16 protein-coding genes are annotated in these 18,492 nt (G+C 66.7%); 3 read left to right on the forward strand and 13 right to left on the reverse strand.

Annotation, left to right across the window (positions count from 1 at the left end; translation table 11 throughout):
• The first annotated feature begins 54 nt into the window (after positions 1–54).
• Both ACQCSY_RS04705 and ACQCSY_RS04710 read left to right on the forward strand, forming a co-directional pair.
• Complete coding sequence (locus ACQCSY_RS04705) at positions 55–489, forward strand: pyridoxamine 5'-phosphate oxidase family protein (protein ID WP_427133604.1); 435 nt, start codon at positions 55–57, stop codon at positions 487–489.
• 109 nt (positions 490–598) lie between these two features.
• On the forward strand, positions 599–1,033 hold the full coding sequence (locus ACQCSY_RS04710) for a very short patch repair endonuclease (RefSeq protein ID WP_427133606.1): 435 nt from the start codon (positions 599–601) through the stop codon (positions 1,031–1,033).
• Between the two features lie 25 nt (positions 1,034–1,058).
• Here the strand turns inward: ACQCSY_RS04710 and ACQCSY_RS04715 are convergent, their stop codons facing one another.
• Positions 1,059–1,688 carry a TetR/AcrR family transcriptional regulator gene (locus ACQCSY_RS04715; RefSeq protein WP_427133608.1) on the reverse strand — a complete coding sequence of 210 codons (630 nt, stop codon included), beginning with the start codon at positions 1,686–1,688 and terminating at the stop codon, positions 1,059–1,061.
• 122 nt (positions 1,689–1,810) lie between these two features.
• Between ACQCSY_RS04715 and ACQCSY_RS04720 the strand changes: the two genes are divergently transcribed.
• Complete coding sequence (locus ACQCSY_RS04720) at positions 1,811–2,155, forward strand: hypothetical protein (protein WP_427133609.1); 345 nt, start codon at positions 1,811–1,813, stop codon at positions 2,153–2,155.
• Between the two features lie 109 nt (positions 2,156–2,264).
• Here ACQCSY_RS04720 and ACQCSY_RS04725 read toward each other — a convergent pair whose 3' ends face one another.
• The 12 genes from ACQCSY_RS04725 to ACQCSY_RS04780 all read right to left on the reverse strand — a co-directional run bounded on the left by ACQCSY_RS04725 (position 2,265) and on the right by ACQCSY_RS04780 (position 18,431).
• On the reverse strand, positions 2,265–3,461 hold the full coding sequence (locus ACQCSY_RS04725) for a 5-methylcytosine restriction system specificity protein McrC (protein WP_427135681.1): 1,197 nt from the start codon (positions 3,459–3,461) through the stop codon (positions 2,265–2,267).
• 85 nt (positions 3,462–3,546) lie between these two features.
• Positions 3,547–5,778, reverse strand: coding sequence for an McrB family protein (locus ACQCSY_RS04730; RefSeq protein WP_427133610.1), 2,232 nt, complete (start codon positions 5,776–5,778; stop codon positions 3,547–3,549).
• A 149-nt stretch (positions 5,779–5,927) separates the two neighbouring features.
• Complete coding sequence (locus ACQCSY_RS04735; RefSeq protein ID WP_427135683.1) at positions 5,928–6,173, reverse strand: PLDc N-terminal domain-containing protein; 246 nt, start codon at positions 6,171–6,173, stop codon at positions 5,928–5,930.
• A 127-nt stretch (positions 6,174–6,300) separates the two neighbouring features.
• Positions 6,301–6,735 carry an acyl-CoA thioesterase gene (locus ACQCSY_RS04740; RefSeq protein WP_427133611.1) on the reverse strand — a complete coding sequence of 145 codons (435 nt, stop codon included), beginning with the start codon at positions 6,733–6,735 and terminating at the stop codon, positions 6,301–6,303.
• Between the two features lie 38 nt (positions 6,736–6,773).
• Positions 6,774–8,822: an ABC transporter ATP-binding protein gene (locus tag ACQCSY_RS04745; RefSeq protein WP_427133613.1), complete on the reverse strand. Its 2,049-nt coding sequence runs from the start codon at positions 8,820–8,822 to the stop codon at positions 6,774–6,776.
• Positions 8,819–10,552, reverse strand: coding sequence for an ABC transporter ATP-binding protein (locus ACQCSY_RS04750; RefSeq protein ID WP_427133615.1), 1,734 nt, complete (start codon positions 10,550–10,552; stop codon positions 8,819–8,821). Before ACQCSY_RS04750 ends, ACQCSY_RS04745 begins: the two co-directional genes overlap by 4 nt.
• A 202-nt stretch (positions 10,553–10,754) precedes the next feature.
• Entirely contained in the window at positions 10,755–12,938 is a 2,184-nt protein-coding gene (locus ACQCSY_RS04755) for an MDR family MFS transporter (RefSeq protein ID WP_427133617.1), read from the reverse strand.
• Between the two features lie 4 nt (positions 12,939–12,942).
• The gene (locus tag ACQCSY_RS04760; protein ID WP_427133618.1) at positions 12,943–13,443 is read right to left on the reverse strand and encodes a MarR family winged helix-turn-helix transcriptional regulator; all 501 of its coding nucleotides are present in this window, start codon (positions 13,441–13,443) and stop codon (positions 12,943–12,945) included.
• A gap of 334 nt (positions 13,444–13,777) precedes the next feature.
• The gene (locus ACQCSY_RS04765; protein ID WP_427133620.1) at positions 13,778–15,493 is read right to left on the reverse strand and encodes a thiamine pyrophosphate-binding protein; all 1,716 of its coding nucleotides are present in this window, start codon (positions 15,491–15,493) and stop codon (positions 13,778–13,780) included.
• Complete coding sequence (gene speB / locus ACQCSY_RS04770; RefSeq protein WP_427133622.1) at positions 15,490–16,596, reverse strand: agmatinase; 1,107 nt, start codon at positions 16,594–16,596, stop codon at positions 15,490–15,492. Before speB ends, ACQCSY_RS04765 begins: the two co-directional genes overlap by 4 nt.
• Positions 16,597–16,704: 108 nt before the next feature.
• Positions 16,705–17,046: a P-II family nitrogen regulator gene (locus ACQCSY_RS04775; protein ID WP_427133624.1), complete on the reverse strand. Its 342-nt coding sequence runs from the start codon at positions 17,044–17,046 to the stop codon at positions 16,705–16,707.
• On the reverse strand, positions 17,043–18,431 hold the full coding sequence (locus ACQCSY_RS04780; protein ID WP_427133625.1) for an ammonium transporter: 1,389 nt from the start codon (positions 18,429–18,431) through the stop codon (positions 17,043–17,045). Before ACQCSY_RS04780 ends, ACQCSY_RS04775 begins: the two co-directional genes overlap by 4 nt.
• Positions 18,432–18,492: the final 61 nt, after the last annotated feature.

Consider the following 18,492-nt stretch of genomic DNA (forward strand, 5'->3'; position numbering starts at 1 on the left):
CATTCCTCCCAATAGCCTCTGGCGTTTTTCTACAAGGGATAGAACAATGAGCCCATGATGTTCGAACATGCAGACAACAATCCCATCCTCAACCTGACCGATGAACAGAACTGGAAGCTGATTGAGGGCACCAAACACGGCAGGCTCGTGGTCTCGGTAGCCGGTGAGCCTGACATTTTCCCGGTGAACTACGCGGTGAGCGGCAGGAAGCTGTACCTCCGGACCGCCCCCGGCAACAAGCTGGCCGAGCTGACAATCAACGCCAAGGTGCTCTTCGAAACCGACGGCATCCTGTCCGAGGAGGCCTGGTCAGTAGTCCTTCGCGGCACCGCTCGCGTGCTCGAGCAGTCCGCGGATATCGCCGCGGCCGAGGCGCTGGGGCTGAAACCCTGGGTACCGACGCTGAAGGACTTCTACGTCGAGATCGAACCGACGTCGGTCACGGGCCGCCACTTCCAGCTCGGCGAACACCCGGAACGGGATATCTAGAGGCCCCGAAGCCCGACGACGCCGGGCACCTGGCCCAGGAGCTCCGGCCCCGGACAGGGACCTCCGCCGCCCTGCCCGGCCCCGCCCAGCAGCGGCCTAGACTTAAATGATGGCGGACAAGCTGACACCGGAGCGGCGCAGCTGGAATATGTCCCGCATCCGGGGGAAGAACACCAAGCCTGAGCTCCTGGTGCGGAAGCTGCTCCATGCCAAGGGCTACCGCTACCGGTTGCACGGCGCCGCGCGCGGCGGCCGGCTCCCCGGCAGCCCCGATCTTGTGTTCGCGAGCCGTCACAAGGTCATCTTCGTCAACGGCTGTTTCTGGCATTTCCATGACTGCCGGACGGGGCAGCACGCACCCAAGGCCAATGCCGAATTCTGGGAAACCAAGCGCACGCGGACCAGAAACCGCGACGCCGAACAGCGCCGCCAGCTCGAAAGTGCAGGATGGGAGGTGCTCACCGTCTGGGAGTGCGAGCTGAAGGATCCCTCAGCGCTGGAGGACCAGCTGGACACGTTCCTGCTGGCGCCGCCTCCAGCGTGAGCCCGGCAATCCTGAGCCCCGCGACCTACGCCCGGTGGTGGGCAATCAGCCAGCCGGCCAGCTGACGGGCACGTCCCGCGGCGGCACGGTCCCCCTCGGCGGCGGAAACGATCGATCCCTTCATCAGGATGTGCCAGGACCGGGAGAAATTCTCTGTGTCGCGCAGTCCTGCCTCTCCGGCCAGCTGCTGGACGTGGCCGCGGACCTTGGCGAGGTAGTTGATGCTGGCCTGGCCCAGAGGGTGCCCGGGCCCCATCTCGAGCAGAATGTTCACGAAGGAGCACGCTTCGAAGTCGTCGCGCGCAAACCAGTCAGCGAAGACGTCGAAAATGGCCAGCAGCTGCTCCTCGGGGGCGCTGCCCCTGCGCCGGGCCTCGGAGATGATCGAGTCCACGGTCCATTGCCGGTCCCTGCGTTCCAGAAACGCCAATACAAGGTCGTCCTTCGACGCGAAATGCCGATAGAAGCTGGCCCTCGCCACCCCGGAACGGCTGATCAGTTCGTTGACCCCGACGCCTCGCACTCCCCGACTGGAGAACAAATCGTAGGCGGCCGCCAGAATTCGCTCCCGGACATCGGACACGCCTGGCGCGCCGCCGTCCGCCGCGGCGGGCGGCGGGGCCGATCCAGGCCCGGAATTCGTTGCAAAAGACATCAAAAAATATCTTATCGCTAAACGAGACAGACTGGTCTGTCTCGGCTAAAATTCAAATTCGGGGACTTAGACCCTATTAGGTCAGTACTTACACGTACTACTACACCCACGGGAGAGCGCAGATGCGGCACTTGCTGATGTCGAACGAAGAGCTGGACACCGCTACTCCATCGCCAGGGTCCAATTCAAACGGGTCCAATTCCAAGGTGCTGGAATTCCGGCGTCCCGGCGACCACGGACGCGACGCCGTCCGGGCCCGGCAGTTGCGTCAGGTAGAGCAGGATCTCGAACCCCTGCGACGGCAGGTGACCTCGATCATTGATGAGATTCTCTCTGACACCGGCCCCGAAGAAGCGGAGGTACGCGAAAAACTTCGCTGGCATGTCGCGAATAACCCGGGCAAGCCGGAAAAGGCGCTCTTGAAGCATTTGCTGACGGTGGCCGTCCGGCAGGACGAATCCGCCTAGCTGCAACTGGACTGAAACTGGCCGGGTTCCGCAATACAAGCCCCAGGCCGGGCTCCGCGAACGGCCGGCTCCGTCAGCGGTCGGCTCCGCTAACGGCGGTTAGCGGCCGTCAGCGGTCGATCCTGGCTTGCCGCAGCACTTCGCCCCAGGACTGCTGGGCGAGGTCGGCCACCGAGGCCAGAATTTCCGCCGGCGGCAGGGACAGATCCAGCGGGAATTCCACCACGTCGATGTCGGTGTTCAGGATCCGGCGCAGTTTGATTTCTCCCGCGCCCGGGTAAACCATCCACGCCGTCGGCACGCGCAGGGACGTGCAGTAGGCCAGCATCCGGTAGTGGTCTGCCGACAGCGACGCGCCGAGGTCGGCGGCTGCCTTGTACTTGGCGTCGTACACCATCACTGGCCGGCCGCCCAGGAAGTGGACGGCGCCGGGCTGCACCACGATCCGGTCCGAGTCGCGGACGGCCTCGTTCAGCAGCGCGTTGTACCGCAGCCGCATCTCCCCCGGGTAGGCGGCCATGGCTTCCCGCAGGGCCGTCCCGACGAAGTCCTCGAAGACCCTGGACATGTCCACCACGAACGACGCCGACTGCTGCTTGCCGTCGCCGGCCTCCGCCGAGGCGTTCCGCAGGATCACCTCGGCGAGCCGGAGGGCCGCGTGGTACCGGGTGTTCATCCGGCTGGCGCGCCACGGCGGCAGCGGCGCGCCGGACTGAAGGCGCGTCACGGCGTCGAGCTTTCCCTTCAGCTGCCGCAGCCGGCTCAGGACTTCGGGCCGAACGCGCGGCACCTGTGACATCCGTTCGAGCGCGGCGCGCAGGATCCGGTTTTCGGCGATGTCCTCCGTGAACTCGTCGTAGGAGATCTCCAGCGGAACCAGCATGCCGGGCCGGCGGGAGATCTGGTCGGAGATCCGGATCCGGCCCTTGACCGTCCGCAGCGACTCCTCCACAGTGAGGTAGCCCTGCAGCACCCCGCGGCTCAGCGCGCGGTCGGCAAGCTGCGCCAGTGATTCGGCCAGCGCGCTCCACAAGTCCGCGTCCTCGACAGCGGCCACGGAATCCTCGCGGAAGCCCTGGTCCCCCGCGTAGCCGAGCAGGAACAGGAGCCGGCCCAGGCCCAGCCGTTCCTTGGGCCGCACCTCCAGTTGCACGGCGGGGGTGCGCACCGAGCCCACCTTCCCCACGGGTTCAATCCGGTACAGTCCCAGGCCCATCGGCGAGGCCTTCGCCAGCCCGCTGCCGTTGACGTAGGCGGCGCTGCCCGGATCGAGCCGCTCCACCACACCCACGGAAAGCTCGTCCAGCACGATCCGCCGCAGCGGCGCGGCACCGGGGGCGCGCACGGCGGGGGCAGCCAGCTTAGACGTGCGCACGCCGGGCGCGGCCAGGCTAGACGTGCGCAAGGCGGGCCAGCAGCTGTTCCAGTCCGAACCGCTCCTCCAGCTGGGCGCGGTTGAGCTGGCCGTGGTAATGCTCCTCCAGCAGCGGCATGAGCTCGTACTTCCAGATCCGGCGCAGGCCCTTCGGCGTCTGCGCGGACTTCTTCATGAAGTAGGACGGCCCGATCATGAGGTCCCTGTCCCACTCGTCGATCGCGTCATTCAGGGCATCCAGCAGCAGGGCCGGCGTCGTATCAAGATCCCGGGCCTGCAGGAACCGCAGCAGCGACCCCTTCACCGGCTCCGTCTTCGGATGCAGCTCGATGAAGGAGAAGCGGCGGCGGATGGCGGCATCCATCATCGCGATGGACCGGTCCGCGGTGTTCATCGTTCCGATGATGTAAAGGTTGTCAGGCAGCGTGAACGGCTCGTTCGGGCTGTACTGGAGGTAGATCCGGTCATCGCGGTATTCGAGCAGGAAGTACAGCTCGCCGAAGACCTTCGCGAGGTTCGCCCGGTTCATCTCGTCGATGATCAGGAAGTAGGGCTTGCTCCCGTTGCCGGGCTTGGCGGCCTCCTCCGCGAGCCGGCGCAGCGGCCCGGCCACCAGTTTGAAGGACACCTGGCCCTCGTCCGTCTTGTCCGGGCGGAAGCCCTCGAAGAAGTCCTCGTAGGCGTAGGACGGGTGGAACTGGACGAGTTTCACGCGCTCATCCGTGGTGTCGCCGGCCAGCTCGGCTGCCAGGTGCTTGGCGAGGTACGTCTTGCCGGTTCCCGGCGGGCCGTACAGCACCAGCTGCCGGTTCTCTTCGAGGAGTTCGGCGATCTCCTGCAGCGGCTCCAGGTCCATGTGCATGGACGCGGCGAACTCCGGTGTCAGGGGACGGAATCCGTCACAGGCGGGTTCGACGACGGCGGCCGGCTCCGTGCCGTCACCGGCGTCAGCCTCCGCTTCGGCCGGCAGGAGAGCTTCGAGGGCCTGGATGACGCGGGTGATGTCCACAATGTTGCCGGAGGTGGTCAGCTGCCGCTGCACGTGCCGGGGCAGCCCGGTGACGTCATGCGTTTCATCGAACCAGCGGACCTTGCGGCGGAGCCGGCGGTTGTCCTCGCGGTGTTCCGGTTCGCCGAGGACCACCCCTACCCGGACCGTGCCCGAGCTCTGGTAGAGGGCGAGGTCGCCCGGTTTCATCACGGTCAGGAACGCAAAGACGGCGGTCTTCGTGTCCTCGCGTTCGACATAGCCGAGGTGCTTGTAGTCCTCGTCGACCGCATGCTGGACGAGCCCGGCAGTAACGCCCGGGTCCAGCAGGCGGAGGTGTTCGACGTCGAGCGTCACCGTCTCCTCGTCCCGCCAGGCACCCAGCAGCTCGGCGTTGTCGTGGTGGGTGCGCAGCAGCCACGCGCGGCGGCCCGGATCGCCGACCTTGCGCCACTGGCTCACGAGCTGGCGGGAGTACCAGTCGATCCGCTGGCCGGCCTGCTGGTCGAGGTGCAGGCGGATGCGGTGGACGTCCGCCGAGATTTCCTCGTCGCTGTCCCCCTTTGCCCCGCCGACCAGGGAGGCGAACGCGTCGCGGATCTCCTGCCGCTCGACGTCGGCCACGACGGGCTCGAAGTAGCTGGGCCAGACCAGGAACTCAATGCTGCGGCGGATGCCCGGCTGGTCATCTGGTGTGCCGGCCACAAGCCGGTGGAAGGCGAGCGGGTCCTTGACAGCCGCGGTGACGACGCCCGCGGGCTGCCCGGCCACATGCTGTACGAACCGGCAGAGCCACTTCAGGTGGTCCCAGATGGTCCAGTTGAATTCCGCGGTGCGGTCCCGGATGACTCCGTGGTCCGTCATGCCCGCGTACAGCTCATCCGGGAGTTCCAGCGGAGGCGCCAGCCAGGACGCGGCCTCGGCCACGCGGGCGCGTTTGACCTTGAGCGATTTCACTTCGTGGGCCAGCGGCAGGGACTGCAGGAACAGCAGTTCGACGGCAAGCTGTTTGGCGCCCCGAGATGCGTCCTCCAGGTTCTGGCGGAGGTTGGTCATCATGGGGGCTTTGGGGTCGGGAACGCCGCGCTCCAGGCGTTCCCGCAGCTCCGTCGCGGCGTCCGCAGTCCACGTCCTGGTGCGCCCGTCCAAAGCCGACGGTTTGCCGTGCAACCCCGGGCCCAGCACAAACCACGCCGCGTCTTCGATCTCCTTGGAGATGCCGAGGGCACGGTGCATGGCAGGCTTTTTGGCTGGGGTCATACGTTCAATTTACAGGCTTAAGCTGAACGCGCGCATAAAGGCCAGCCGAGGGCTACCGCAGAGTAGCCTCCGGTTGCGCCGAAGCCGGGCGGCACCGCAGGCCTGACAGGTGGCAACTTCTTGGTGGCTTGGTGATGGCTATTTGGTGGCTATGTGGTGCCGGGAAGCCGTTTCCGGCCGAAGATGAAATAGCAGCCAGGGCCGACGAAGTTGACCAGCGTGGCTGCCCGCCACAGGGCCTTGCTGCCGCGGATCTCCTCGGCCGGCCGGCGTGAAATGTCCCGCTGGGCGGCGACCAGGAGTGCCAGCTGAATGGCGGCTCCGGCGATGGTCCCGAACCGTGCCAGCGGCGAGAGTTCCTTCCAGGTCTTCTTCCTGTCGTGTTTCTTGCGCATGTTCACCGTGACCACTGCTCCTAACGTCCGGGCTCCTTGCTTCCGGGTGTTCATTCTAGGAGCGATCCGGGCACCGAGGTAGAGGCTAAGGGACCGGGCGGGCCGGTCAGCCGGCAATGTCCGGGCGCTAAACGCCGGCCGCGTGGGCGAACGTGAACGGCCCGAGCCGTTCCTTCTGCTCCGGGGTCAGCCGCTGCACCCTCCCCGTGGCCTCGTCCACGAACGCCAGATGGCTCGTGGCCCGGACGCAGTCCTCCCCGGTGACGGGATCCTGCACGAGGTAGTGGATGTCAAAACTGGCACCCTTGACCGCCCCGATCCACAGCTGGACCACGGCGGGCACGTTGCGGTATTCGAGCGTCCTGACGTACCGGATCTTGTGCTCGACCACCAACGCGAGGGTTCCCTCCGGGATCTCGTTGAAAAGGGACACCGGGGGCTCGATCCCCGGCAGCCCGGCTCCGCGGGGCGGCCCGAAGGCCGCGATGCGCGCCTCCTCCAGGATGCGGACGATCTGGACATTGTTGATGTGGCCGTAGGCATCCATGTCGCCCCAGCGCATCGGCACCTGCACCTCGATGCGCCGAGGACCGGCGGGGCTCAGCTGCGCACCGCCGTCGTGTCTTCCGCTGTGTCTTCCCAAAAGGATGCCTCGGCGTCTTCGCCGGCAAACTGGGACATGTACAGGCGGTAGTAGGCGCCCTTGAATGCCAGCAGCTCGGCGTGCCGGCCCTGCTCCACGATGCGGCCGGCCTCCATGACCAGGATGGTGTCGGCGTCCCGGATGGTGGAGAGGCGGTGGGCGATCACGAAGCTCGTGCGCTCGGTGCGCAGCGCGGCCATGGCCTTCTGCACCAGCACCTCCGTGCGGGTGTCCACGGAACTCGTGGCCTCATCCAGGATCAGCAGCGAGGGGTTCGCCACGAATGCCCGGGCTATGGTGATCAGCTGCTTTTCGCCGGCGCTGACGTTGTTGCCCTCTTCATCGATGATCGTGTTGTAGCCGTCCGGAAGTGCGCGGACGAAGCGGTCCACGAACGTGGCCTTCGCCGCCTCCATGATCTGGTCCTCGGTGGCGTCCAGCTTGCCGTACCGGATGTTGTCGTAGATGGTTCCGCCGAACAGCCACGCGTCCTGGAGGACCATGCCCACCTTGGCCCGCAGCTCCGCACGGCTCAGCTGCGTGATGTCCACGCCGTCCAAGGTGATGCTGCCGGCGTTGAGCTCGTAGAAGCGCATCACGAGGTTCACCAAGGTGGTCTTGCCGGCACCTGTCGGTCCGACGATCGCCACGGTGTGCCCCGGCTCGGCGGTGAAGGACAGGTCCTCGATGAGCGGCTTGTCCGGTGAGTAGCTGAAGGTGACGTGCTTGAAGTCGACATGGCCGTCGGTCTTCGCCGGCAGGTGTTCGGTGGCGGTCTCGGCGTCCTGCTCCTCGGCGTCGAGGAATTCAAAGACGCGCTCGGCGGAGGCAACGCCGGACTGCAGCATGTTTGCCATCCCGGCCATCTGCCCCAACGGCTGGGTGAACTCGCGCGAGTACTGGATGAAGGCCGTGGCGTCGCCCAGGCTCATCCCGCCCGACGCAACCCGGAGGCCGCCGACGACGGCGATCCCCACGTAGCTGAGGTAGGACACGAACTGCATGACCGGCATGATCATGCCGGACACGAACTGGGCCCCGAAACTGGCCTGGTAGAGGGCCTCGTTCCGCTCGTCGAAGCGGGCCAGCATGTCGGCGTCGCGGCCGAAGACGCGGACGAGGTCGTGGCCGGAGAACGATTCCTCGATCTGGCCGTTGAGCTCCCCGGTGTTCTTCCACTGGGAGGCGAAGAGCTTCTGGCTGCGGGAGCCGATGATGCCGGCGGCCACCCCGGCCAGCGGCAGGGCGATCAGAGCGATGAGCGCCAGCTGCCACGACACGATGAACATCATGATCACGATGCCGAGCACCGTCAGGGCCGAGTTCACCAGCTGCGCGAAGGCCTGCTGGAGCGCCTGCTGGATGTTGTCGACGTCGTTGGTGACCCGCGACAGGATGTCGCCGCGCTGGCGGGTGTCGAAGTAGTTCAGCGGGAGCCTGTTCAACTTCTTCTCGGTGTCATCCCTCAGCTTGCGAACCACCCGCATGACGAGCACGTTCAGGACGTAGCCCTGCAGCCAGAGAAAGATGTTGGCGACGAAGTACATCACCAGCACCACGCTGATCAGGAACGCGAGCTTCTGGAAATCGATGCCCACGCCGGGGACGAGGTCCATCTTGGAGAGCATGTCCGCAAAGTTGTTCTGGCCCTGAGAGCGCAGTCCTTCGATGTACTGCTCCTTGCCGGCCCCGGACGGGAGCTGCTTGCCGACCACTCCCCCGAAGATCACGTCCATGGCCTGGCCCAGGATCCGGGGCGCGACGACGTTGAGGACGACGGCGACAGTCACCATCCCGAGCACGATCGCGATTCCCGCCTGCTCGGGCTTCAGCAAGCCCATGAGCCGCTTCGCCGAGGGCCAGAAATGCTGGGCCTTCTTGGCCGGCATGGCGCCGAACATGCCGCCGTCGGCTTCGCCGGGGGTGAACTCCTCCTCGTAGAAATCCTCTTCCGTCACGGCAGCTGTTTCCGGAGCTTCTGTGGAGACTTTCTCGTTGGTGCTCATGCGACTGCCTCTGCGCTCAACTGGGATTCGACAATTTCCTGGTAGGTGGTGGAGCTTTCCAACAGTTCCTCATGCGTGCCACGGTCCACGATCCGGCCGTTCTCCAGCACCAGGATCTGGTCGGCGTCGGCGATCGTCGAGATGCGCTGGCCCACGATGATCACGGTCGCGTCGGCAGTCTTCGCCTTGAGCGCCCGGCGGAGCCTGGCGTCCGTGGCGACGTCCAGGGCCGAGAACGAGTCGTCGAACAGGAAGACCTTGGGCTCGGTGACGAGGGCGCGTGCGATGCACAGCCGCTGCCGCTGCCCGCCGGAGACGTTGGTGCCGCCCTGGGCGATCCGTGAGCCGAGGCCGTCTTTCTTTTCGCGCACGAAGTCCGAGGCCTGGGCCACGGTCAGGGCCTCCCACAGGTCCTCGTCCGTGGCCTCGGGCTTGCCGAAGCGCAGGTTGTGCTCGATGGTTCCGGAGAACAGGTAGGGACGCTGCGGCACCATGGCGACGCGCTGCGTGATCTCCCCCCGGTCCAGGTGGGTGACGGGGACGCCGTCGAGCAGGACCTCGCCCGATCCGGCGTCGTAGAGCCGGGGCAGCAGTGCCAGCAGGCTGGTCTTGCCGGCGCCGGTGGAACCGATGATCGCCACGGTCTGGCCGGGCTCGGCCGTGAAGCTGACATCGCTGAGCACGGGCGCTTCAGCGCCCGGATAGGCGAAGGACACGTTCCGGAACTCCACGCGACCGGCCTTTCGGGCCGGCGCCACGGGGGTGACCGGCTCATGGATGGAGGGTTCGACGTCGAGCACCTCGCCGATGCGGTCCGCGCAGACCGAGGCGCGGGGAATCATCATGGCCATGAACGTGCCCATCATGACGGCCATCAGGATCTGCAACAGGTACTGCAGGAACGCTGTCAGCGAGCCCACCTGCATTTCGCCGGCATCTACGCGCTGGCCGCCGAACCACAGCACAGCGGCCGTGGAGACGTGCAGGATCATCCCGATGGCGGGGAACATCAGCACAAACAGGGCACCGATCTTCAGCGATACGTCCGTCAGTTCCTTGTTGGCCGCGCCGAAGCGCTCGGCTTCGTGGGGTTCGCGAACGAAGGCCCGGACCACCCTGATGCCGATGATCTGCTCGCGGAGGACACCGTTGAGCCGGTCAATCTTCTTCTGCATGGAGCGGAAGAGCGGCATGAGCCGGACCACGAGGTATCCCACGACAACCGTCAGCAGGGGCACCGAGACCCAGACCAGCCAGGACAGGTTGAGGTCCTCGCGGAGGGCCATGAAGATCCCGCCGATGCACATGATGGGAGTGGCCACCATGAAGTTCAGCGCCATGAGCATGAGCATCTGGACCTGCTGGACATCGTTGGTGCCGCGCGTGATGAGCGTGGGGGCACCGAAAACGTTGACATCCTTGGCCGAGAAGCTGCTGACCTTGCGGAAGACGCCCCGGCGCAGGTCCCGGCCGAACGCCATCGCGGCCTTCGAGCCGAAGTAGACCCCGGCGATCGCGGTGACCACCTGGATCAGCGCGACCCCGAGCATCAGCCCGCCGGTGCGCCAGATGTAGTCCGTGTCGCCGCGGGAGACGCCCTCGTCGATGATCTGGGCGTTGAGGCTGGGGAGGTACAAAGCCGCGATGGTCGATGCCAGCTGGAAAATGATGACAGCCGCGATGTATGGCAGATACGGCTTGGAATAGCGCCGTATGAGGGTGACAAGCATGCCCACGAGTCCTTAGGATTACCGAACAGTGACGCTCCTTGGGGAGCCGGTTGGAGAGCACTGAGTGAATGTTGAAATTAATAGCAGAGGGGGCCGACAGCCTTAGGCAACCCACTCTACGAAATCCCCGGCCCCGGCGGAACATTGGACACCCAATATCATCCAAACGATGTACTTCTGGGGGTGCGAATCCGGGCCGGGGCTACTCGGGCAGGTGCCGGCCGTGCGTTGCGATGTAGTCGGCGGCGGCGCGCTGCAGCTTCCGTTCCTTCGCGAGCTGCCGGCGCAGGACCGTGAGCTCGTCGCTGATCCGGGCCTGTTCGGCAGCAATCGCACGCTGCTCTGCCGCTTGCTCGTAAACGGCGCGCAGCGCCTCGGCCAGCTGAAGCTGCTGCTCTGCCAGCAGTTGCTGGGTCTGCAGCAGGACAGGCACGACGTCGGCGGCTTCGGAGCGCGCATCGGCCACCAGGGTGCGGGCGCGCAGCCTGGCACCTTCCCGGTCGGCCGCGCGGTCCGCGCTGGACTCCGGTTGGCCTGCGGCCGGCTGGCCCGTGCTCATTTGGCCCGTGCTCATTTGACCCGCCCCCGGCCGCCCGGCGCCCGGCCGAGCAGCGTCCGGGAACCTGGATTCATTGGCGCGCTGCCTCATGAGGATCTCGATGAATTCCCGGTCAAGGTCCACGATCCCGGTCCGTGCCACCGGGACCCCCGACGATGCCCCGGACGACCCGGCCATGCCGACCCCGGCGGAGCTCAGGCCGGCGCCGGCGTCGCGTTCGGCGGGTTCCGGACGGATGTCAACGGTGCGCCGCAGGGGCTGTTCCTTGATGAAGAGGATCGCCACGAGCGCCAAGATGCCGATGATTGCCGAGATCAGGAAGATCTGGGCTATCGCGTCACCGTAGGCGGCGCGCATGATGTCGCGGATCGGTGCCGGCATGTCGTTGAGGTCCATGCTGGCGCCGGAGGACCCCGCCGGGACGGGGATGTTGGCGGCAGCGAGCCCTTCCACCGCGAGCTCCTTGACGCGGTTGCCCAGCACGGCGCCGAGCACCGAGACTCCGATCGCGCCGCCCACGGAGCGGAAGAATGCGACCGACGCACTGGCCGTGCCGATATCCGTGGCCCGCACGGTGTTCTGGACCGCGAGGACCAGGTTCTGCATCAGCAGTCCAAGCCCGATGCCGAGGATGGCGGTGTAGATGCCGGTCAGCCACAGTTCGGTGGTGTGGTCCATGCTTCCCGCGAGGCCCAGGCCGCCGATCAGCAGGACCGCGCCTGCGATCAGGTAGCGCTTCCACTTTCCGGTGCGGCTGATGAGCATGCCTGACGCCACGGAACCGATCAGATTGCCCGCGATCATGGGCAGGGTCAGCAGGCCCGCCTCGGTGGGGGTCGCGCCGCGTGCCACTTGGAAGTACTGGCCAAGGAACGTCGAGGAGCCGAACATGCCGACGCCGACAGCCACCGAGGCGAGGATCGCGAGGGCGGTGGTGCGCTCGGAGATGATCTTGAGCGGGATGATGGGCTGGGCCACCCGGGATTCCACGACAACCAGCAGGCCCAGGAGCAGCACGCCGCCGCCTACCATGGCAGCCGTCTGCCAGGACCACCAGTCGTAGTAGTCGGGGTTGCCTGCGAAGGAAACCCAGATCAGCAGCAGGCTGACGCCGGAGGTCAGCAGGATCGAACCGAGCCAGTCGATCTTGGCCGGGCGCTTGATGTGCGGGATCTTCAGGGTGATCTGCAGCAGGATGAGTGCGACGACGGCGAGCGGGACGCAGACGAAGAAGGTCCAGCGCCACCCCAGCGGGCTGTCCACGATGAATCCGCCCAGCAGCGGGCCGCCGGCAGTACCCACGGCCATGACGCCGCCCATGTAGCCGGAGTATTTTCCACGGTCACGCGGCGGGATCATGGATCCGATGATGGCCTGGGCCAGGGCGGTGAGCCCGCCCATGGCGATGCCCTGGATGACGCGGGCGGTCAGCAGCAGCGGGATGGTTTCGGAAAGGCCTGCCATCACGGAGCCGGCCACGAAGATCACGATGCTCAGCTGGACGAGGACCTTCTTGTCGAAGAGGTCTGCCAGCTTGCCCCAGATCGGCGTGGTCGCGGCGTTGGCCAGCAGCGCCGCCGTAATCACCCAGGCAAAGTCGGTTTGAGTGCCCTTGAGCTCGGACATGATGGTCGGCAGTGCGTTCGCCACGATGGTGCTGCTCAGGATCGCGGTGAAGAACGCGGCCAGCAGCCCGGTGAGGGCCTCCATGATCTGGCGGTGGGTCATCGCCGCCGGCTGTGCGGCGGGCTGGGGTGCGCGTGGGGCACCCGGCGGTGTGTGGGACGGGGCCGGGGTCGGCCCTGTGGCGGCAGCGTGGCTAGCCATATGTCTACTCCTCAACAATTTCGGTCGTGTTCGTGGATCCGGCCGTCGTTGCCCGGGCTGAAGTCCTGAGGGACTCAGCAAGTTTCTTGAGGGTGCGCGCCGTCAGTTCGACGTCGTCCTCGCTCCAGTCCTGCAGCAGGCCCTGGAGGGAAGTGGTGCGCTGGTCCTCGATGACCCGGAGTTTCTCCGCCCCGGACGGGGACAGGGCGATCAGCTGCGCGCGCCCGTCTTCCGGATCCGGCCTGCGGACGACATATCCGTGTTCCTCCAGTTCGGCGATGTGCCGGCTGAGGACAGGGGCGCTGACGCCGAGCCGCTCCGCAAGGTGCGTGGCCCGGGATTCGCCCTCCCCCACAAAGCGGAGCACGCCCTGCAGCGCGAACCCGGTATCCTGCCCGCGCAGGCTGGCCGCGGCGACGCACCGGACGGCGCGCTGGAGATCGAAGATCTGGTACACGAGTTTGGCTGCAGCGTTTGATTTAGCAGCGTTTGATTCAACTGACATGACGGACGCCCCTTTTTGTTTGCCCAAGGCAACTATATACCAAATTGGTTACTTCGGGAAACTAATCTGCGGGGCAGTGGCCGGACGACGCCGGCAAGGGCGGGTGGCCGGACGACGCCGGCAAGGGCGGGTGGCCGGACGACGCCGGCAGGGGCGGGTGGCCGGACGACGCCGGCAGGGGCGGGTGGCCGGACGACGCCGGCAGGGGCGCTTAAACGCCAAGCGCGGACCGGCAGCGCCCATCTCACTTGTGCCGTGAGGGAAGATGCTGCGGTCCGCGCTTGGCGGTACGGGAGAGGTCTGTGCGGGAGAGTTCTGCGCGGTACGGGCCTGTTTAGGTGCCCAGGTGGGTGGGGCCGAACATCTTGAGCAGGGTTTCGACGACGACGACGTTCGGGCCGTCCGCGGCGAAGCCCGCCCTCAGGGCGTCCCCGACGTCCTCGGGGGCAACCCGGGTGGCCGTGACCCCGAAGGCCTCGGCGAGCTTGACGAAATCGGGCCGGGCGAGCTCGGTGGCCGTGGCCTTGCCGAAGGCCCCCACCATGTACTCGCGCAGGATGCCGTAACCGCCGTCGTCCACAATCAGCCAGGTGACCGGGACGTTGTGCTGCTTGGCCGTGGCGAGCTCGGAAATGGAGTACATCGCCGAGCCGTCCCCGGAGACGGCCAGTACCCGCGCCGGTCCACCCGGTGCACTGGTGGTTTCCAGGCCGACCGCGCCGCCGATCGCCGCGGGGAAGCCGAAGCCCAGCCCGCCGGCGCCCTGGGCGGAGTGGAACTGGCCCTCGCGGGCGTCCCAGCAGCTCCAGGCCCAGTAGGCGGAAATCGTCATATCCCAGAACGTCTGCATGTCCGCGGGAACGGCCTCGCGGATGTCCGCCATGAACTTCAGTTCCTTGCCGAGGTCCTGGGATTCGAGCCGGGCCTTGACCTTGGCCAGCGATTCGACGATCAGCTCCTCGGGCGACGTCCCGTGCCAGTCCGCGCGTTCGCCGTGCGGTTCCGTCAGGGCGGCGTCCAAGGCGGCCAGGGCCTGGCCGGCGTCGGCGCGGATGCCCAGACCGGGCCGGTTGGATTCGAGGACGCGGGGTTCGGCGTCGATCTGGATGATCCGGCCGCGCGGCTCGAAGGTGAAGTAGTTGGACGTGACCTCGCCCAGGGAGGAGCCGATGACGATCAGGACATCGGCGTCTTCGAGCAGCTCCGTCATGTGCTGGTCCTCGATCCAGGACTGGAGCGAGAGTTCATGGTTCCACGGGAACGCGCCGTTGCCGCCGGGCGTGCAGATCACCGGCGCGCGCAGCTTTTCCGCGATGGAGAGCAGCGACTTCTCGGCCCGGCCGCGGCGGGTGCCGCCGCCGGCGATGATGGCGGGACGTTCCGCCGTCGAGAGCCACTTCACGGCCTCCCGGATCAGCTCCACCCGGGGAGGGTTGTCCGCCGCTTCGGCGAGGGCGTCCTCCACCGGCGGCACCATGATGGGGTCCAGCAGGACGTTCTGCGGGATTTCCAGCCACACGGGGCCCTGCGGCGAGGAGATCGCCTCGGTCCAGGCGTCCTGGATGGCCGAGGGGATGCCGGAGGCGTGCTGGATCAGCCGCTGGCTCTTGGTGACGTTCGCGGCCGAGGCCTTCTGGTCATCGAGCTGGTGCAGCATGCCCTTGCGGCGCGCGCCGAGCCCCTCGAGCGGGATCTGGCTCGCCACCACCACCATGGGGACGCCCGTGGCGTAGGCTTCCTGCAGCCCGGCCAGGGAGGTCAGGGCGCCCGGGCCGGTGGAGAGGAAGAGGACGCCGACTTCGCCGGTGGCGCGGGAATAGCCGTCCGCCGCGAAGGCGGAGTTGTTCTCCACCCGGGAGGACACGAAGTGCAGGTTCCCGCGGCCCATCGCGTCGAAGAGGCCCAGGGCGTGCTGGCCCGGGATGCCGAAGACGGTCTTGGCGCCCAGCGCCTCAAGGGTCTCGACGACAAGGTCCCCGCCGTTGCGCACGCCGGTGCCTGCATTTGTTCCTGCGGTAGCAGCTTCTGCGCCGGGATCGAAATCGATCACTTGGAGAACTCCTCAACGGCTGCCCGGCCGGTTCCGGCGGGCTGGACTGAAGAGGCGGCAAATCCGGCCGGGCGGCGGGATTCCTGGCCGAGGGCTTGGGCGGCGTAGCCGTTCGGCGTGCCGAACCTGTCCCCCGCCACGGCGCGGTCCGCCATCAGGGTGACCAGTTCATAGGCGACGTGGCTGGCCGCCACACCGGTGATGTCGGCGTGGTCGTAGGCGGGGGCCACCTCGACGACGTCGGCGCCCACCAGGTTCATGCCGCGGAAGCCGCGGATGATTTCCAGAAGTTCGCGGCTTGTGATGCCGCCGGCTTCCGGCGTGCCTGTGCCCGGCGCGTGCGCCGGATCCAGGACGTCGATATCCACCGAGATGTAGAGCGGGCGGTTGCCGATCCGCTCGCGGACCTTGGCCACCGTCTCCAGCACGCCCTGGTAATAGACGTCCGCGGAGGTGACGATGCCGAAGCCGAAGCGGTGGTCGTCGTCGAGGTCCTTCTTGCCGTAGAGCGGGCCTCGGGTGCCGATGTGGCTGATGGCCTCTGTGTCCAGGATGCCTTCCTCGACGGCGCGGCGGAAGGGCGTGCCGTGGGTGTACTCGGCGCCGAAGTACGTGTCCCAGGTGTCCAGGTGCGCGTCGAAGTGGAGCATGGCCACGGGCTCACCGGCGCGCTCGGCGGCGGCGCGCAGCAGCGGAAGGGCAATGGTGTGATCCCCGCCGAGGGTCAGCAGCTTGCTGCCGGAGGCGGTCAGGTCCAGGGCGTTCTGCTGGATGGTTTCGATCGCTTCATTGATGTTGAACGGGTTGACCGCCATGTCGCCCGCGTCCGCCACCTGGACGTTTTCGAAGGGGCTGACGTCCCAGGCCGGATTGTACGGGCGCAGCAGCCGGCTGGCTTCGCGGACATGGTTGGCGCCGAAGCGGGCGCCGGGGCGGTAGGAGACGCCGGAGTCAAACGGCACGCCGACCACCGTAACGTCGGCCTTGGCCACCTGGTCCAGCCGCGGCAGGCGCGCATAGGTGGCAGCTCCTGCGTAGCGCGGGATACGGGATGAATCGATGGGGCCAAGGTTGCCATTGGCCTCGATGCGCAGCTCTTCCAAAAGAAAGCCTCTCCTTCGAGGATTGACCGACGGGTGTGACAGCCATCATACACTCGAAGTTTCGTATTGCGCATCATCTGTTTACCAACGACTCCCGGCGCCATCCGTTTAGGCGATGGCCGAGGCGCCCCGCTCCCCCGTCCGGACGCGGACCGCGTCTCGGACGTCGATGGTCCAGATCTTGCCGTCGCCGAAGCGGCCCGTGCGCGCGCCCTCTTCAATGGCGGCCACGACACCATCCAGGGCGTCCTCGTTGACCAGCACCTCCAGCCTGACCTTGGGCAGCAGGTCGGAGCTGTATTCGGCACCCCGGTACACCTCCGTGTGGCCCCGCTGCCGGCCGTAGCCGCTGGCCTGACTCACCGTCAGGCCGTTGACCCCGAACCGCTCCAGGGCGGCACTGACGGCGTCGACCCTTTCCGGCCGCACAACGGCCGTCACGAGCTTCATGTCGAGACCTTGCCGCGGACGGGCTCGCCCTCCGGCTGGCCTTCCGGCCGGCTATCCGTTTGCATCTCTGAGGGAACAGCCTTGCCATGCGGATCGCCGGGGTGGAAACTGCCCCCGACCATCAGGAGCTCATACGCCGTTTCCGCGTGTTCGGTCACATCGATGCCGGAGAGTTCATCGGCCTCGGACACCCTCATGCCCATGGTCTTGTGGATCGCGAAGCCGATCAGCGTGGTCATGACGGCACTCCAGACGGTGACAATGAGCGCGGTGAGCAGTTGCGGCCAGAACTGGGCAAGGCCGCCGCCGTAGAACAGTCCGCCCTCGGTCTTGGCGGAAGGGAGTGCGAAGAATCCCAGGGACAGCGTCCCCCACAGGCCGCCGACGAAGTGCACGGCCACGACATCCAGGGAGTCATCCAGGCCGATCTTGAACTTCAGCCCGACGGCGAGCGCGCAGACGGCCCCCGCGATCGTGCCGATGAGGATGGCGCCGACCGGGTCGATGAACCCGCAGGCCGGAGTGACGGCCACCAGGCCCGCCACCGCGCCCGAGGCGGCACCGAGGGACGTGGCATGCCCGTCACGGAGCCGTTCCACCAGCAGCCAGCCGAGCAGCGCGGCACTGGTGGCCATCAGCGTGTTGGTCCAGGCCAGGGCTGCCGTGGCGTCGGCGGCAAGTTCCGAGCCGGCATTGAACCCGAACCAGCCAAACCACAGCAGACCCGCGCCGAGCATCACGAATGGCAGGTTGTGCGGCCGGATATTGGGGTCCTTCATGAAGCCGAGCCGCTTGCCCAGCACCACCGCCAGCATCAGGCCCGCGATGCCGGCGTTCATGTGCACGACGGTGCCGCCGGCGAAGTCGAGGGCCGAAATCTTGCTGCCAACGATGCCGTCAGCCCCGAAGATCCCGCCGCCCCAGACCCAGTGGGCGATCGGCGCGTAGACGAGTGTGACCCACAGCGCGGCGAAGAGGAGCCAGGGGCCGAACCGGACACGTTCTGCCACCGCCCCGCTGATGAGCGCGACGGTGATGATGGCGAAGGTGGCCTGGAAACCGATGAACACCATGTCCGGCAGGCCCGCGGCCTTGCCGCCGATGCTGCTGGTGAGTCCGGTCAGGCCGAAGTTGGCGAAGGGATCGCCGACGAATCCGCTGAGGGTGTCGGGTCCGAACGCCATGCCGTAGCCCCATAGGGCCCAGACGACGGCGACGACGCCCATGGCGCCGAAGCTCATCATCATGATGTTCAGGACGGATTTCATTCTCACGAGGCCGCCGTAGAAGAACGCGAGACCGGGAGTCATAAGGAGGACGAGGGCGGAAGCTGCAAGCATCCACGCCGTCGCACCAGGATCGAGAGCCTGGGGATCTACTTCCATTCCTGCTGCAAGTCCTACTGCAAGCACAGACAAGTTCATTGCGGGAGCCTTCCTCGAGTGA

Origin of the sequence: Pseudarthrobacter sp. S9 (assembly GCF_050156545.1) — a bacterium.
Lineage (GTDB): Bacteria > Actinomycetota > Actinomycetes > Actinomycetales > Micrococcaceae > Arthrobacter.

Coding starts and splice junctions, on each gene's coding strand:
- ACQCSY_RS04705 (WP_427133604.1), top strand. CDS start 55: ATGATGTTCGAACATGCAGACAACAATCCCATCCTCAACCTGACCGAT.
- ACQCSY_RS04710 (WP_427133606.1), top strand. CDS start 599: ATGGCGGACAAGCTGACACCGGAGCGGCGCAGCTGGAATATGTCCCGC.
- ACQCSY_RS04715 (WP_427133608.1), bottom strand. CDS start 1,688: ATGTCTTTTGCAACGAATTCCGGGCCTGGATCGGCCCCGCCGCCCGCC.
- ACQCSY_RS04720 (WP_427133609.1), top strand. CDS start 1,811: ATGCGGCACTTGCTGATGTCGAACGAAGAGCTGGACACCGCTACTCCA.
- ACQCSY_RS04730 (WP_427133610.1), bottom strand. CDS start 5,778: ATGACCCCAGCCAAAAAGCCTGCCATGCACCGTGCCCTCGGCATCTCC.
- ACQCSY_RS04735 (WP_427135683.1), bottom strand. CDS start 6,173: ATGCGCAAGAAACACGACAGGAAGAAGACCTGGAAGGAACTCTCGCCG.
- ACQCSY_RS04740 (WP_427133611.1), bottom strand. CDS start 6,735: ATGCGCTGGGGCGACATGGATGCCTACGGCCACATCAACAATGTCCAG.
- ACQCSY_RS04745 (WP_427133613.1), bottom strand. CDS start 8,822: ATGAGCACCAACGAGAAAGTCTCCACAGAAGCTCCGGAAACAGCTGCC.
- ACQCSY_RS04750 (WP_427133615.1), bottom strand. CDS start 10,552: ATGCTTGTCACCCTCATACGGCGCTATTCCAAGCCGTATCTGCCATAC.
- ACQCSY_RS04755 (WP_427133617.1), bottom strand. CDS start 12,938: ATGGCTAGCCACGCTGCCGCCACAGGGCCGACCCCGGCCCCGTCCCAC.
- ACQCSY_RS04760 (WP_427133618.1), bottom strand. CDS start 13,443: ATGTCAGTTGAATCAAACGCTGCTAAATCAAACGCTGCAGCCAAACTC.
- ACQCSY_RS04775 (WP_427133624.1), bottom strand. CDS start 17,046: ATGAAGCTCGTGACGGCCGTTGTGCGGCCGGAAAGGGTCGACGCCGTC.
- ACQCSY_RS04780 (WP_427133625.1), bottom strand. CDS start 18,431: ATGGAAGTAGATCCCCAGGCTCTCGATCCTGGTGCGACGGCGTGGATG.